11 protein-coding genes and 1 pseudogene are annotated in these 13775 nt (G+C 35.1%); 7 read left to right on the top strand and 5 right to left on the bottom strand.

All coding sequences use genetic code 11. The features are described from left to right. Nucleotides 1-333, bottom strand: a pseudogene (locus INQ25_RS00805) (transposase); the annotation flags it as partial. An 85-nt stretch (nucleotides 334-418) separates the two neighbouring features. Between INQ25_RS00805 and INQ25_RS00800 the strand changes: the two are divergent. After that, nucleotides 419-1012 (top strand): hypothetical protein, encoded by a 594-nt coding sequence (locus INQ25_RS00800; RefSeq protein WP_244226866.1) that lies wholly within the window; start codon nucleotides 419-421, stop codon nucleotides 1010-1012. A gap of 180 nt (nucleotides 1013-1192) precedes the next feature. On the opposite strand, the gene gatA is transcribed toward INQ25_RS00800, so the two are convergent. After that, nucleotides 1193-2662, bottom strand: a complete 1470-nt coding sequence (gene gatA, locus INQ25_RS00795; RefSeq protein WP_010962643.1) for an Asp-tRNA(Asn)/Glu-tRNA(Gln) amidotransferase subunit GatA — start codon at nucleotides 2660-2662, stop codon at nucleotides 1193-1195. A 389-nt stretch (nucleotides 2663-3051) separates the two neighbouring features. Between gatA and mtaB the strand changes: the two genes are divergently transcribed. Next, on the top strand, nucleotides 3052-4278 hold the full coding sequence (mtaB, locus tag INQ25_RS00790) for a tRNA (N(6)-L-threonylcarbamoyladenosine(37)-C(2))-methylthiotransferase MtaB (RefSeq protein ID WP_010082135.1): 1227 nt from the start codon (nucleotides 3052-3054) through the stop codon (nucleotides 4276-4278). Between the two features lie 66 nt (nucleotides 4279-4344). Beyond that, nucleotides 4345-5256 carry an outer membrane protein gene (locus INQ25_RS00785; protein ID WP_213862797.1) on the top strand — a complete coding sequence of 304 codons (912 nt, stop codon included), beginning with the start codon at nucleotides 4345-4347 and terminating at the stop codon, nucleotides 5254-5256. A 7-nt stretch (nucleotides 5257-5263) separates the two neighbouring features. Here INQ25_RS00785 and INQ25_RS00780 read toward each other — a convergent pair whose 3' ends face one another. From INQ25_RS00780 to INQ25_RS00770, 3 genes are all read right to left on the bottom strand, one after another. After that, nucleotides 5264-6751, bottom strand: a complete 1488-nt coding sequence (locus INQ25_RS00780; RefSeq protein WP_246484038.1) for a type II secretion system protein GspD — start codon at nucleotides 6749-6751, stop codon at nucleotides 5264-5266. Between the two features lie 134 nt (nucleotides 6752-6885). Then, the gene (locus tag INQ25_RS00775) at nucleotides 6886-8250 is read right to left on the bottom strand and encodes an ankyrin repeat domain-containing protein (RefSeq protein ID WP_155968480.1); all 1365 of its coding nucleotides are present in this window, start codon (nucleotides 8248-8250) and stop codon (nucleotides 6886-6888) included. A 768-nt stretch (nucleotides 8251-9018) separates the two neighbouring features. Then, on the bottom strand, nucleotides 9019-9693 hold the full coding sequence (locus INQ25_RS00770; RefSeq protein ID WP_213862795.1) for a septal ring lytic transglycosylase RlpA family protein: 675 nt from the start codon (nucleotides 9691-9693) through the stop codon (nucleotides 9019-9021). 26 nt (nucleotides 9694-9719) lie between these two features. Between INQ25_RS00770 and INQ25_RS00765 the strand changes: the two genes are divergently transcribed. Genes INQ25_RS00765 through INQ25_RS06855 form a run of 4 tightly spaced genes read left to right on the top strand, consistent with a single transcriptional unit; the run spans nucleotide 9720 to nucleotide 13773 of the window. Next, nucleotides 9720-11273, top strand: a complete 1554-nt coding sequence (locus INQ25_RS00765) for a Mur ligase domain-containing protein (protein WP_213862794.1) — start codon at nucleotides 9720-9722, stop codon at nucleotides 11271-11273. 4 nt (nucleotides 11274-11277) lie between these two features. Beyond that, nucleotides 11278-12552 carry a phosphopyruvate hydratase gene (gene eno, locus INQ25_RS00760; protein WP_213862793.1) on the top strand — a complete coding sequence of 425 codons (1275 nt, stop codon included), beginning with the start codon at nucleotides 11278-11280 and terminating at the stop codon, nucleotides 12550-12552. Beyond that, nucleotides 12540-13562, top strand: a complete 1023-nt coding sequence (cgtA, locus tag INQ25_RS00755) for an Obg family GTPase CgtA (protein ID WP_213862792.1) — start codon at nucleotides 12540-12542, stop codon at nucleotides 13560-13562. The genes eno and cgtA overlap by 13 nt, the downstream gene beginning before the upstream one ends. Before the next feature lie 52 nt (nucleotides 13563-13614). Beyond that, entirely contained in the window at nucleotides 13615-13773 is a 159-nt protein-coding gene (locus INQ25_RS06855; RefSeq protein ID WP_237357337.1) for a hypothetical protein, read from the top strand. Nucleotides 13774-13775: the final 2 nt, after the last annotated feature.

Here is a 13775-nt window from a genome sequence, read left to right as displayed (position 1 = left end):
GGGAATTGGTATTACTATGCTCTTTTATAAAAAAATATTTTACTCTTTTTGACTGGCCAGGGCTTTTTTTTAAATGTCTCTTTCCCTTGTTACTCTTGCTAACTCTCTTTGTAAATCAAACCTCTCTTTGTCGTAAGGAGCCATGTTACCTCTACCTGGAAATGCATCTGCTGCCGACTTTTTTTCGTTGTGTTTCTTTATCCATTTTCCTAATAAACCACCCTTTATTCCTAAATCCTTTGCTATTTTTGTAATTGTTTGACCTGCCTTTCTTTGTTCATTTGCCAGCTTAACAGCTTCCAATTTGAATTCTGCCGTATATTCTCTTGCCATTTCTAATCCTCCAAAATTTTATTTTACCCGAAAAAACTCCTTTCTTTCTCTCCACTTTTTCTGGGTAAGGTCAGTATGGGAAAAGGTGAAAGATGTACTAAAAAACCCAGAGATGATAAAAAAGGAATACCAACGTAGAGTATTAGAAAATAAAAATGATGAATCATCAGAGAAAAAGTTTGCAAGAAGAGAAAATCAAATAAAAGAAGGTATCGAAAAATTAATGGAAGATTATTATAGTCAAGAAAATGCAGGAGAGAAAGGATATATAAGCGAGGAAGAATTTAAACAGACAATGAGAAAAATGAAAGAACGCTTACAAGGGATAGAAGAAGAGAAAAAAAAGGTAGTTGATCAGAAGGCAGTAGAAAAAGGAATAAGTCTTATTATAAATAGCATAAAGAATTTTTATTCTAGTGTAAAATCGAACCTGGAACAGCTAGATTGGCAAACTAAGCGCGGCATTATTAAAGCATTAATAGGACAAATTAACATTGGTTGTGATCAGGTAGAAGTAGGATTTCAGATCGAAGAACCAGCACAGGATGGGGGAATTCTTAATTTGTATCATTGTACTACACATCATAATAAGGGGGTTGGCAAAATGTGTCAAGCAAGTTTTTTCGTTTCTATAAATCTGGATTTCAGCGTTATGCGCTGGAATGACAACGTGAGGTAAATTTTTCAACATCCCAAAATTACAGAATTCAGTCTGTTTAATTAAGTGTGAACTGTTACACGAAAATTTTGTAAACAGATTAATATACCCTGTTTTTGCTATTCATCTAAAAATGGAACCATAGAGTACGTTGAGGAGCGTAAGCAAATTTTAATGCAAAAATTACTATCAAAAAATAGATTATGCAAGAGGTCTAATTATTCTGCCGCAATTTTGCTCTATCACACTTGCCACATTTAATATTCCAGCTTCATCATAATAATTTCCAATCACTTGCAAGGCAAGTGGTAAACCCTCATTGGAGAGCCCAACAGGAACAGAAATAGCAGGCAATCCTGCCAGACTTGCCGGCACAGTAAACACATCATTGATGCACATAATTAGCGGATCTGGCTTTTCATTTAAGCCAAAAGCTTCTGTTGGAGCAGATGGCACAAGTATGTAATCTATTTTTTCAAACGCTTTTATAAAATCATTTCTGATTAATGCCCTGATACACTGTGCTTTTTCGTAATATTCATTGTAATGACCTGAGGAAAGCGCATAAGCGCCAATTAAAATTCTTCTTTTCACCTCTTTACCGAAACCTTCTGCTCTTGTTAGTGAATACATTTCTTCAAGGGTATCAGCATCAACCCTGAACCCATAACGCACACCGTCATAACGAGCAAGATTGGATGAAGTTTCAGCAGAACAAATTAAATAATAGACTGGTATTGCATATTTAGTATGTGGCAGAGTAACGTCAACAACTTCAGCGCCATTTTCTTTTAAATAGGAAGCAACTTTCTCCCAATTATGGACTATTTCCTCTGAAATTCCATCCATCCTATATTCTTTTGGTATACCAATACGCTTACCCTTGACATCACCATTTATAAAGCTAGAAAATTTAGGCACTGGCTTTTCGCTTGATATTGAATCTTTTGTATCATAGCCACAGATTGCTTCCAGCATTAATGCTGAATCAGAGACAGAACGAGTAATGACTCCTGCTTGATCTAGAGAACTCGCAAATGCAATCATACCAAAACGCGAGCATCTTCCATAAGTTGGCTTTATTCCAACCACTCCACAATAAGCTGCTGGTTGGCGCACAGATCCACCGGTGTCACTCCCTAGTGCTCCAGCGCATAAAAATCCAGCCACCGATGCTGCAGATCCACCAGATGATCCACCAGGAACAACTTTTTCCCCATCACTTTTTCTAATCCACACATTTTCAACAGGGCCAAAATAGCTGTTTGTGTTCGCAGAACCCATAGCAAATTCATCCATATTAAGCTTACCGAGCATGGCTGCTCCACTTTTTAAAAGCAAGTCAGACACCGTAGATTCGTAAGTCGGAACGAAATTTTCCAGCATTTTTGAGCATGCTGTTGTTTTTATTCCTTTTGTACAGAATAGATCTTTGATGCCAACTGGTACACCCATGAGCGGCGAGATTAAATCATCCTTTTGCCTAGAGAAATGTTCATCTGCAGCTTTAGCAGCTTTCATTGCTATCTCTGGGGTTTTTGTTATAAATGCATTTAATTTCTCATTTTCAACCGCACTGATGTGCGCCTCTACGAGTTCAACGGCAGAAAAACTCTTTTTTTTGAGCCCGTCATGCATTTGTGTAATACTTAACTTTCTTAGTTCATTCATCAATATTTAATTTTTAGCAAGACGTTAATTATAACATGGCACGATAAAAAATCCATACATTTATAGTTACAGCTAGAAATGTAGCTAAGGTAACTTAGATTCACCGACAATCGTCATCCCGCTACTTGTTAGCGGCTAAGAGATACCGCAGCGGTATGACGTAGAAGCTATACTTTTATACTCACCAACTCAGTATCCAATCCGGATTGTATCTTAAAAAGGTCAAAAGACTATAATAAGCAAAGGAGTGATACTGTGTCTGAGTGAAAATCGTTGAGATCCCAGTGTCTGCTGCTTGCATAGCATTTATTTACAAAAAAATAGTCATGCAAGAGACTTTGCTTGGATATTTGATATAATTTAGGTCTATTAAAGCAAAAAATACTAACATGAATGAAGTGATAACATTTGGTTGTCGTCTAAATTTTTACGAGAGCGAGTTAATCAAAGAAGCATTAAAAAAAGCAAAGAGAGAAAATGTTGTTGTGGTGCATAGCTGTGCAGTGACAAACGAAGCAGAACGTCAGGTAAAGCAAAAGATACGTAAGATTTACAAAAATGATCCAAATAAAGAAATTATCGTAGTTGGTTGTGCTGTTCAGTTGGATCCAGAAGTTTACAGTAGCATTCCTGGTGTAAGTAAAGTGCTCGGTAATCAAGATAAGCTAAAAGCTGAAAATTACTTACTAAATGACGATAAAATCTTGGTCAGTGATAACCAAGTAGAACCTGTTCTAATTAATGGATTTGAAGATAAGTCAAGGGCATTTATTGAAATTCAAAATGGTTGTAATCATAGCTGCACATTTTGTTCAATTACTGAGGCAAGAGGGAATAATCGATCTGTGCCAATAAACAGTATTATAGAGCAAATCAGGATCTTTGTAGAAAATGGATATCAAGAAGTAGTGTTTACAGGGGTTGATATTACTGACTTTGGTACAGATTTGTTGGGTAAGCCATCACTTGGTTCAATGATTAGGAGAGTTTTAAAGGATATACCAGAGTTGAAGAGGCTAAGACTTTCCTCTATCGATGTTGCTGAAGTTGACGACGAATTAATGGATTTAATAGCTAATGAGTCAAGACTTATGCCTCATTTACATTTGAGTCTACAATCTGGTAATAATTTAATACTAAAGAGAATGAAGCGTCGTCACAACAGAGAACAAGTGATAGAATTTTGTCATAAAATGAAGAGCTTGAGGCCTAATATAGCATTTGGCGCTGATATTATTGCTGGATTTCCAACAGAAACTGATGAAATGTTTCAGGATACAGTTGATTTACTGAAAAAAACAAATATAGTTTACCTACATGCTTTTCCATATTCAGAGCGGAAAAATACACCTGCTGCACGAATGCCACAAGTACCAGAGAATGTGCGTAAAGAACGAGTAAAAAATTTAAGAGAAGTAAATAAAGAAATTATGAGCAGTTTTTGTCAATCCTTGATCAACACTAAGCAAAGTGTTCTGGTTGAGCAAAATAATGTCGGTAGAGCAGAAAATTTTGCATTAATAAAGCTTGAATCAAAAGCTCAAGCCAAGAGTATTGTGAAAGTTAATGTTAAAGGAGTGGAAAATAATTATCTAATTGGAAATATTTTTTCTTAATTTTTGTACATTGAAGAAATATACGATATAGTAATTATACTGTAAATGATAATTGTGAATTCATTTATGATAACTAGAATATCTATTACTTTATTTTTGATTTTCATTTCATGTGTCTATTTTTTTATTACTTATATTAGTAATGATACACACATTGAGCAAGTACAACCCTTAAAATTAGAAACAGACAATAATAAAAGTGTGATACGTTCTGAGGAGGTTACTGCAAAAGAAATACCAATAAAATATCAAGAACTTGAAAGTAGTCCACCTTCTGTTTTCCAAGTAGCTGATCAGAAAAATATGTGGTCACGTATTGCAGATCAAGCTGAGCCTACAAAAGAAAAATCAAAAAAACTTGATTTTTATGTTAGCGCTAACGGTGGTAAGGTATACCATGATAATTCAGAAATATTTGTAAAGGGTATACAAGAAATAGGAAAAAGAGTCCTAACTTTAGTTGAAAGTCATTATGGTTTTATAATAAAAAATATAGTGGCAGATGAAATTAAAAGTATACAGCAATTTGATGGTAAAATTGATTTCCAGTGGTTTAGCAGCATGTCTTTAGGTTACTATGCTGGAGAAAATGGTAAAATTGATTTTGAAGCCGCGTATTCTATAGCCAATATTGAAGATAGTAATTCTCCTCCGGTATTTGATAAATCAGCAAGTATATTTGCGTTTTTGTTAAACTTCTATTATAATCCCAGCGTTCAGGATACACAATTTGCTCCGTACATCGGTCTTGGCATAGGGCCAACAGTTTTTAGATTAAAAAGGATTAATGGGTCACCCCAAAGTTCAATGCCACTTAATGTTCCTTGGTTTGCTTATCAAATAAAACTTGGTGTTGATTATTCAATAATCCCAGAAATCAAAACCTTTCTCGGCTATCGTTACTTTAGCGTTCCGATACCTGTTGCAGATGACATATCTACTCACAATATTGAAGTTGGTTTGATATTTAATTTTTAGTGATAATTTAATATATATATAAATTCTTATCTTTTCTATCTAACAAACCAAATGTTGGTACGATTGTTGCTTTTAAAAAAATGACAGTTTCTACTGTTCTAATATTATTCGCTAGCCTTTTTGATTTCTGATGCAATAAGCTTTGCTTATCTTCTCTATGTTCTATAAGCCCGCCGATTACCATAATTTCACCGCTCTTAATTTTTAACATAGAGTTCATTTCTCTGATTTCAACAATTGGAATGTCGCTATTTAATTTCATTTTACTCTGCTGTGCGACGTACTCTATATCTGGATCTTTAGTGTAGCCGTTAATTCTTGATAAAGTTGGATGTATATCCATGAATATTTCACTAGTATCAATGTTAATGCTTGGGTGGATTATTAGCACAACACCTATTGGGACGCTATTCATCTTGGTAATTAAGGTCTGATTAGAGTTTCTAGTATCTTTTTGTATATCGGAGGTAAAATAAATATGGTTTTTAGTAAATGAAATCATCGCTTGCTGATTATTTATAGCATGTACTCTGGGGCTTGAAATTACAGTTGAAGTGCCAAATTTGTCTAAATTTTTTACTAAATCTCCTAGATCATTTGCACCAAAGTTCATTGCTAGGTTAATAATGGAGTTATCTTGATTTATTATAGACTTAGTTCCATCTTGTAAGTCATTTAAGTTCATACCAGAAAGGTATTTGTCATCTAGCACAACTTCAACTATTTTTGCCTCTATCATTACTTGAGAAGACGCTAACTTCTTAACCTTATTAATATATTCTTCAACAGCTTTGTGGATATCTTTTCTAGCATTCAAAATAATAACACCAGCTTCTCTGTTGGATGAAAGGAATTCGCCATCATCCACCCCGTTAACATCCATTATTGCATTCAAGCCTTTTTCTAATGAATTCCATAAGTCACTACTGTATTGAGACTTCATAACATTGTTATAGTCCCTATCAACGTTACTTCCATCACTGTTAGTAATATTGTTATTAATGACGAAACTGCTTTGAGCAGAATGTTGAATATTGATGAAGTCTACGTAATAATTTTGTGCGTATGGCAAGTCCTGCTCAATTCTAATTACACCATTACTTGTTGAGTAACGCAGTTTGGCGCTATTTGCTATACTCTGAATTACTTCGTTTATATCCTTATCTTGTAGCTTTAAAATAATATTACCTGATATTTTTGGGTCCATATCCAAGTTAACGTCAGAAAGTTTTCCTATCTCAATCAGCAAATCCTTTACTGATACTTCTTCACTAACATTAATAGAAATAAGCTGATTACTGATTGTGAGATCGGGAAACTCTATTGGTAAAGGCATAATTTCTGGTATTGCCGGTTCATTAATCTCCAAAGAGGTGTTATATTGTTGCAACGGATAATCGTGCTTATAATTGTCTATGTTAATAGGATATTGCTTGGTAGGTAGATGTGTGCAAGAAATAATGAAGAGGAGTATTAAGCATTTAAAAATAGCCATTAGAACAGCATACAAAATCTATACTAATAGATTTCTATAAAAATATTAAAAATGTATTTAATCTCATTTTCATCGAGCAGATAATTGTCGTGTATTAGCTTTGGCTATGTATTTTTTGTATACTCTTCTTGTACTTAAATGTAGACCAGCATAGCCCTAATTTTTTTATATATTTTACTTCTTTCTCTGTATTTAATAATAGGCTTGAAAATAAATGGTAAGCCTATAATTGTTAAGCTTAGAGCTAGGGTTGAAAGTATACAACAGGCTTTGTGTTTACTATGTAGCTCTTTCAGGTAAAGCATCAAAAATCTACAAAATTTTTTGTAATTTTCTTCGATGTTTTTTTTGCTATGAGCCTTGCTAATGAACATATCTATTGCGGTATGACCGTTATTGCACTTAATGTTAAGGTCTGCACCTTTTTCTGTTAACAACTGAGCTATATCAAAATAATCCTTTTGAACAGCAAGATGTAGAGGTGCAAAACCTTGTTGCTCACAAATGTTCATATTGGCTCTAACTTCCAATAACATTTTCACAATTTGTGTATGGCCTTTTTTAACTGCGAGTAGCAAGGGAGTTCTGTTACATTTAGTAACAGCATTAACGTTTACCTTAAGCTTCAATAAGAGCTTAACTGTTTTAGTGTTACCATTATGGCTAGCTTTATGCAGCCTAGCGTTACCATTAAAATCTTGATCGTTTGCTTCTATTCCCTTTGAAACAAGAAATGTTACCATTTTTCTATTATTATGCTCAATAGCGCAATCTAACGCATCAAAACCATGGTTGTTTTTTGTGCAAAAAAACTCTTTAAGTTTAATTTTATCGTTACTTGCTTGCTGTTTTTTTGCAATAAGTTTTACTATTTGCATTTTGTTGTTATACGCTGCTAGGAAAAGCGTAGTGTTATTTTCTGCATCTTTGGCTTCTATATTTGCACCTTTCTTTATCAGATATTCTATAATTTCTGCTCTGCTGTCATAATGTGCGGTGCATTGATAAATGGTTAAAAACAAAGGAGTACGAAAATTGTTATCTTCACATTCGAGATTTGCTCCGCTATCAATTAAAATTTGAACACTTTTTTTAGAACCGTATAGTGAAGCTATATGAAGAGGAGTATAGCCCTCTTTGACATCTTTTTCATTAATTTTTGCGCCTTTTGTTATCAAAAAATCTATTAATTCCGTGTCATCTTGTAGTGCAGCAAGGTGCAGTGGAGTGAATCCATTTTTATCCTTGGAATTAATTGTCAGTTGGTTAACAAAAAGTTTAGCAACTTTCTTGTGTCCATGCATAATGGCGTAATGCAGAGGGTTTCTATTTTCGTTGTCTACGACATTGAAATCAGCTTCGTGCTCTAGTAATGACTTTACTCCAACTAAATCGCCTTCTTTTGTGAACTTATGCAAGAGAGTGATTCCACTTGCATCTTTTGAGTTAATATCAAATCCATTTTCTACTAATTGGTTTATATCTTCCTCACGCGCCATATCACTTAAATCTCTAATTAAACTCTTTTCGCGTTAATAATACTCCTACTTGATTAAGTTTAAATGAATCTGTGAGAAATGGCTAGTGCATTCTTGCATAACAAACTTTTGGCAGCGCATTGGATGAAACGAAAAACTTACTTGACAAACTCCGCCAGCCCTCTTATCATGAAACTGAAGCTATTTATTTATCTTCGCAATCTCTGCAGTGGATTAATGACAAAAAACTTAATGTATTTGGCGTAAATCATGCTTAATTTTTTGCACTATGTGCACCTCATGTCTTTATAAAACTTTTAGGTTTCTACCTATACAAGCCGAAACGCGCTTATAAAGTGTTTAAGAAAGTAAAAGACGTCAAATAGACAAGGGAGAATTTGAATACTAGCTACCCTAGGGTTTCTTTGCCTTTTTTTTTATTTGGTAAATTTCTTAACATTTATAGCTAAACGACAACTGTCATTCCTGTAAAGGTCAAGTATCCCGCTACTTGTTAGCGGGATCTAGAGATACCGTGACGGTATGACGTAGGATTGCTGTCATTCTGCTACTTGTTAGCGGCTGAGATACCGCGAATGAATCGCGGTATGACGGTTAGCGGCGGCATGACGTAGGATTGCTGTCATTTCGCTACTTGTTAGCGGCTAAGAGATATCGCGGTGGTATAGCTATAAATTGTTGATATCTTTTTTATATCACATTTTTAACTTACAATAGTTAGCCAGCGTTCCTTACATTAACCAAATCTTTCAAATTCTGCACTCACCACTACCTATAACTCACTTTCACGCAATATTGATCGTTCTTAAAAAGCAATCTAACATTTTTCATTCCTTGGTTACGAAGCTTTGATGCGGCTGATTTAGCAGCCTGAGCACTTTTAAAAAATGCAACATATCCCTTACTTTCTGCACTGTCTTGTTTCGGGTGACGTTTCTGCATTTCTTTTTCATATCGCTTTCGGTAATGAGGAGTATTTTGTATCAATTGTTCTGACATCTTTCTTAGGTATTGAACTTTTACTTTTGCAAGCCCAGATTTATGAAATCCTAAGACTTGAGCTGCTTTTTCTGATAAGTCTATTATTCTGCCTTCAATAAAAGGCCCTCTATCGTTAACCCTTGTAACAAGCTTTCTTCCATTTTCTAAATTAGTGACAAGAACAAAGCAGGGTAGGGGCAAAGTCTTATGCGCTGCAGAGATCAAGTGACGGTTAAACACTTCACCATTTGCTGTAAGCGTGCCATGATCTTCTATTCCATACCACGACGCTGTCCCTATCTCTTCATAGTGTTTACAGTTTTTTGGATAATAAGTTATACCATTTATTGTGTAGCTGCTGCCAATTTTGTAATGACCTGCAGTGCAATTAAACCTGTTGCTAAAACTGCAACTACTCATCAAAACGAATATTAGACATAGGAAGGCTAGGTTTTTTATCATTGTATTCGGTAAGAGGGTTCGATACTATGAGGATTTTAAATTATACTATAATAAATTTAGTAATGAGTAAACATCTACTGCTAAATATTAACAAAACTCAAAAAGGAATAATACATATTATTGGTATAGGTGGAATCGGAATGAGCGCTATTGCTGAAATTCTTCACAATTCCAATTACAAAGTTCAAGGCAGTGATGCACAATCAAACGACAATATAAATAAGTTACAAAAGCTAGGTATAGAGGTTTATATTGGTCACAATGCTAATAATATAAGCCAAGCTCAAATAGTTGTACATTCTTCTGCAATAGAATCTGATAATGTGGAGTTAATTGCGGCAAAAAATAACAATAAAACCGTTTTGCATAGATCAGACATACTTGCTGAAATTATGAAAGGTAAATATGTGATAGCGGTTTCAGGTTCAAGCGGAAAGACAACAACAACGGCTATGATTGCTTCCATTTTTGATCATTCTAATATTGATGCAACTGTAATTGTAGGAGGAATACTAAATTCGTATCAGAGTAATTCAAAACTTGGAAAGAGTGACACTTTTCTGATCGAGGCTGATGAGTCTGATGGAACCATGCTAAAAATTCCTGCAAATATTGCTGTTATAACGAGTATTAACGACGATCATATGGATCATTATGGTACATTTGACGATATTAAAAATGCGTTTTCTCAGTTTATAAGCAAAGCAGATTTTGCAATTTTGCCTGATTCTGTAGGCATTAATTATGATGCAAGTAACTCTATGATGTTTGGGTTTGAAAGTGGTAACATTAGAGCCAGCAACATTAAACAGCATGCTAACAGCATAGAATTTGATGTGTTTATTGATGATAGTTGTATGGTTCAAAATAACTGGATCCCAGTGTCAGCTACTTGGATGACAAAGGAGAAGGAGCAACAGGAAAAGACGCTGATGTTGTTTCAAAAAAAATGGGTGTCATCCCAGTGCGTGACACTGGGATCCAGAAACATAAAAAATGTAATACTATCAAACGCAATAGGAATGCATAAGGTCAGCAACGCCTTGGCTGCAATATCAGTTGCGATAAAGCTCGGGATTAGCGATGCAGAGATTAAAAAAGGCCTTTTGGAATTTCAAGGAGTAGCAAGAAGATTCTCTTTGATTGCCAATATTAAAGGTGTTAAGTTAATTGAGGATTATGCCCATCATCCAAATGAAATATATGCAACTTTAACGGCTGCACGTTCGATTACTAAAGGAAAAGTAATAGGAATTATCGAACCACTTCGTTTTGCTCGCATTCGTAATTTTTTTGATGAATTCATACGAATTTTCATGATGTTTGATTATGTCATCCTTACTCCTGTTCATCCTCCAGAAGATAAGCCCATTCCTGGTTGTGGAATTGATGATATACAAAAAGCTTTAATCAGTAATGGATTTAATAACACAAAAATTATGAATGATGCTTTGCTCATTTCACATTTTATTAGTGATTCGACAAGTCCAAGTGATATAGTATTATTTATTGGTGCTGGTAGTAATATAGCTAAATTGGCAAAGGAAACTGCAGCACTTATTGCGGAAGTTAAGGTTTAATGTAATGAATAAGATAATCAATAACGTATTTGCAAGAGAAATTTTAGATAGCAGGGGTTACCCCACTATTGAGGTAGAAATTGAGCTCTGTGATGGTGCAATAGGCAGGGCATCTGTACCTTCTGGAGCTTCAACCGGTAAATTAGAAGCCTTGGAACTCAGGGACCAAGATGAGAAAAGGTATTGTGGTAAGGGAGTGCTGAAAGCTGTTCAAGCTGTAAATGGGATAATAGCAGATGAAATCATTGGAATGAATGCAGCGGACCAAAATGCAATTGATAAAGCATTAATTGAACTGGATGGAACAAAAAACAAATCAAAACTTGGAGCAAATGCAACTTTGGGTGTGTCTCTTGCAGTTGCAAAAGCAGCAGCAAACAGTTTCAAAATGCCGCTATATAGATATTTGGGAGGAAAGCAGACGAGTGTTATGCCGGTTCCACTCATTAACATAATTAATGGTGGAGTACATGCAGACAATAAGCTCGATTTCCAAGAATTCATGATTCTTCCGGTCGGTGCTGAGACTTTCAGCGAAGCGATTAGAATATCTGCGGAGGTATTCCACAACTTACGTAGCATTCTTAAGAAAAAAGGTTATAGCACAAATGTAGGGGATGAAGGTGGTTTTGCACCAAATATTGAAAGTACTGAAGAAGCACTTGATTTGATCATATACGCTATAGAATCAGCAGGTTATTCAGCGCAAAGTGATTTTGCACTAGGCCTTGATGTTGCTTCATCTACTTTTTATGAAGATGGAATTTACAAATTTGAACACAGAGATCTTACTTCGGAAGAATTGGCTGAATACTATTGTAACCTTGTGGAAAAATATCCAATAATTTCTATAGAAGATGCAATGAGTGAAGATGACTATGAAGGTTGGAAATTACTTACTGCAAAATTGGGGAGTAAAATTCAATTGGTTGGGGATGATTTATTTGTTACAAATTGTGAACTAATAGGCAAAGGAATAGAGGAAAAAATGGCAAATGCTGTACTAATTAAGCCAAACCAGATAGGGACGTTAACAGAAACTTTTGCTGCTATTGAAATGGCAAAATCAAATGGCTATAAAGCTGTTATTTCTCACCGCTCAGGTGAAACAGAAGACACAACAATATCCCACATAGCAGTTGCATCAAATTGCGGGCAAATAAAAACCGGGTCGCTATCGCGTTCTGATAGACTCGCGAAGTATAACGAGCTAATGAGAATAGAAAGCACGTTAGGAAAAAATGCTAAATATTATCATGGGTTAGCATGGGTTTTATAGACGAAGTAAAGTTGTGTTTAAAAGCCGGTGACGGTGGTGATGGCTGTGCAAGTTTTCGTCGAGAAAAGTTCGTTGAATTTGGTGGTCCAAATGGTGGTAATGGAGGAAAGGGTGGAAACATAGTTTTCATCAGCGACGCTAATCTCAACACTTTGCTTCATTTTCGTTATAGAAGACACATTAAAGCAGATAGTGGAAAAAATGGTGCAGGCAGGGATAGATCTGGCACAGCAGGGAAAGACGTTATACTTAAAGTTCCAGTTGGTGCACAAATAATTGATGAAGAAAGTGAAGAGATAATAGTCGATCTTGACAAGCCTGGTATGGAATTTCAAGTAGCACAGGGTGGAAAAGGTGGACTTGGAAATACTAATTTTAAATCTTCTACTAATAAGGCACCAAGACATTTTACTTACGGTCAGCCTGGCGAAGAAAAACATGTATTATTAAAACTAAAAGTTTTATCAGATGTTGGAATTATTGGCATGCCAAACGCAGGTAAATCAAAATTTTTGACTCGCTGCTCAAATTCCGATACAAAAGTAGGCGATTATCCATTTACCACCGTAAGACCTCATTTAGGCATGGTAAAAGTGGATGATAGCGAAGTTGTAATAGCAGATATTCCTGGAATAATTACTGATGCTCACCTTGGAGTTGGGCTCGGGCATAAATTTTTAAAGCACATAGAAAGGTGTAAAATTTTACTTCATTTAATCGATGTAACTCATGGTGACGTTGTTTCGGCTTATAGTTGTATCCATAATGAATTGGAACTTTACAATAGTGATCTTGTTGAAAAAGAAGAGATTGTAGTACTGAACAAATGCGACTTATTGAGGGAAGCAGAAATTCTGGAAAAGAAGAATCACCTAGCTAATTATCTTAATAAAGAAGTGCTGTGCTTATCAATTAATGATGATTTACAGCCCATTTTGAGATTATTAAGTGAAAAATTGAAAAAGAGTAATTCTAAGGAAATCGATGTATATGATCCTTTTAAGATGTGAATTTCATTTATTTTATCATATAACTAGAATATATTTGTACGAACATTTGTTTTTGTTAAACACAACAAATCCCAGTGTCAGCTACTTGCATCTACCACACAACTGTACGAACATTGCAATTTGCAGGCAATTTGCGTGGCAGATGGTGTCATCCCAGTGCCCAGACACTGGGATCCAGCCTTTTCATAATCATCAAAACGTTGTATTTTAACA

The organism is Wolbachia endosymbiont of Rhagoletis cerasi, assembly GCF_018454475.1.
GTDB lineage: Bacteria > Pseudomonadota > Alphaproteobacteria > Rickettsiales > Anaplasmataceae > Wolbachia > Wolbachia pipientis.
Note: the sequence above shows the minus strand (reverse complement) of the source record. Positions and strands in the feature narration are given on the sequence as shown.